The sequence below is a fragment of the uncultured Psychrobacter sp. genome (assembly GCF_947488565.1).
Taxonomy (GTDB): Bacteria; Pseudomonadota; Gammaproteobacteria; order Pseudomonadales; family Moraxellaceae; genus Psychrobacter; species Psychrobacter saeujeotis.
The window spans coordinates 1-1,844 of sequence record NZ_CANKZC010000015.1 but is presented as its reverse complement, the minus strand read 5'-3'; the positions used below and the strand labels follow the sequence as shown (position 1 = coordinate 1,844).

General features: G+C 44.4%; 2 protein-coding genes. One reads left to right on the top strand and one right to left on the bottom strand.

The window, feature by feature from the left end; translation table 11 throughout:
- Window positions 1-405 precede the first annotated feature (405 nt).
- A complete protein-coding gene (locus Q0890_RS13615; protein WP_299222064.1) occupies window positions 406-531 on the bottom strand; it encodes a hypothetical protein in 126 nt (41 codons plus the stop codon).
- A 1,067-nt stretch (window positions 532-1,598) separates the two neighbouring features.
- Between Q0890_RS13615 and Q0890_RS13610 the strand changes: the two genes are divergently transcribed.
- Window positions 1,599-1,760: a hypothetical protein gene (locus Q0890_RS13610; protein WP_193834150.1), complete on the top strand. Its 162-nt coding sequence runs from the start codon at window positions 1,599-1,601 to the stop codon at window positions 1,758-1,760.
- Window positions 1,761-1,844 lie beyond the last annotated feature (84 nt).

Genomic DNA, 1,844 nt, shown 5'->3' with positions numbered 1-1,844 from the left:
GTGTATAATCCAGTGTATAATCCAGTGTATAATCCAGTGTATAATCCAGTGTATAATCCAGTGATTTCAGAAAATCACCACTTTTTAAGTCGGTCTATACACCAGATTATACACCGAAAAGAGCATACTACGCTTCGCTGCGCCTAAAAAACGTCACCAGACAAGGCTAACGGGCTGAACGCCCTACCCTTGTCTTGCGTGGTCTGGACGACCTCGCTGCCGCTTTTCAGTTGCCTTCCACTTCGTTCCAGCGCAAATCTCCACGTTGTTCCGATTTACTTGGCGGCCGACAGTGGTTACACCACTGACCTCGTACGTTTTTTGCCCTTTTGAAGTGCGGCAGTTAAAACGCCCGAGGTCAGTGCTTACTGACGGCGGGTTTCACCCCCAAAATCTACCGCAGCCCTAGGGGTCAGCTGTGGCTAGTCTGGACGACTGCCACCACGATTTCGGCTCCCCCACGCAGCCCACACTTGGGGTGATGGTCTGTGCATTTTCTGGACGAAAATACACCCCTTTGGGGCTTAACATCGCCTAGGGGCGATGCAAAGAACTAACGCCCTATCGGTTGTTGGGTCAGTATTGACCAGGACAGCCGAAAAAGAACGGCTGATCTTGGCCAATACTCGACCTTAGCCCAAGCAAAATCAACAACTGTTGGACAATTTTGCATAGAAAAAGCCTTCAACGCTTGACACGTTGAAGGCTTTGTCGTTAATATTCGTTAACGGTTACAGACGTTTGGCGACGACTGTAACGACCAAATAAGCTCTAGTACAGCGTTATTTGACCAGCATATAGCCCGTTAAGGGTATTCTAAGGCACACACCGCCTGATTTGCAAGTCTAAATACATAAAACGCCTAACTCCCTATTTGATCGTTACATCGCCCCTATCGTCCTCTAACTGTTCCCTAGCAATGGGTGGCAGGCATCAGCGACGACTGCATTGTGTGGGTGATACGAAAGCTCCCGACAGGGGTTACTAGACAAAGGATAAGAGCAGCGCAATGAGTGGCGTTTTAAGCGTATCTATAGCGGTATATTGGGGTTTGCCCCTTGCTAGCGTCAGAACGGCTTAAAACGTGGCATAGAGCGCGTCTAGGCGGTGCTATCAACCGTAATCTATGCAGCCGTAGCTTGATACAGTGATACGGCCTTGATGAGGCGATGGGCGATGCCGAGGGCATGACATCAACATCAAAGCAACAGCACTAAAGGGCTTGAGAGCAAAATCTGCTTTCATTCCCTTTAGGGTGAGTGTTGCTTGAAATCAGCTCAAGGCTCAACCAAGAGCATATCAACAACAGATAAGCGGTCAAGTGTTATATAGCCCCCTAGGCTATATAACATAGGCTTTTAAGAAAAAAAAACAAATAAAAAAAACACTCAATCAGCAGATTGAGTGTAGAGATATTTGATAAAAAACATAATGTGAATAGATAGATAAGCTCAGCCCTTACCTTTAAAGGCTTTTAAAAGAATTTTATATATAAACAGTGTATAAAACGTATATACCAAGTATATACTTTAAGACGCCATTGATGTTTTATAGACTTAGTATATAATCCGTATATACCCAATATATAAGGAATTACTATGGAAGCCCCAAAAGATAAGCTGTTCACAGCAAAAGTAGATGAAAACCTGCTAAAAGCCTTTAAACACGCTTGCGATAACCAAGATACAACGGCTTCACAAGCCGTTAGAGCCTTTATGCGAGACTATGTTAAGAAGCATGGTCAAGCCAAGCTACTTTAAGAGTCTGGTGTATAATCCAGTGTATAATCCAGTGTATAATCCAGTGTATAATCCAGTGTATAATCCAGTGATTTCAGAAAATCA

Bases quoted from the DNA above. Each gene is read 5' to 3' on its own strand.
- Q0890_RS13615 (WP_299222064.1), bottom strand. From the start codon at position 531: ATGTTAAGCCCCAAAGGGGTGTATTTTCGTCCAGAAAATGCACAGACC.
- Q0890_RS13610 (WP_193834150.1), top strand. From the start codon at position 1,599: ATGGAAGCCCCAAAAGATAAGCTGTTCACAGCAAAAGTAGATGAAAAC.